1 pseudogene is annotated in these 213 nt (G+C 56.8%); it reads left to right on the forward strand.

The features are described from left to right. Window positions 1-213: pseudogene (locus tag AF337_RS03040) on the forward strand (cytochrome c oxidase subunit II); the annotation flags it as partial.

The raw sequence follows: 213 nt of genomic DNA on the forward strand, positions 1-213 counted from the left end.
CCTCGGTGATGAACTCCTTCTACATCCCTGCCCTTGCCGGCCAGATCTATGCAATGCCCGGCATGGAGACGAAGCTGCATGCCGTCATCAACAAAGAAGGCGAGTATGAGGGCTTCTCCGCCAATTATAGCGGTGCAGGCTTCTCTCACATGCGCTTCAAATTCCACGGCCTGACCCAAGAGGGGTTTGACGCCTGGGTGGCGAAGGTCAAGC

The organism is Rhizobium ecuadorense, assembly GCF_001187535.1.
In the GTDB taxonomy this organism is placed as follows: domain Bacteria; phylum Pseudomonadota; class Alphaproteobacteria; order Rhizobiales; family Rhizobiaceae; genus Rhizobium; species Rhizobium ecuadorense.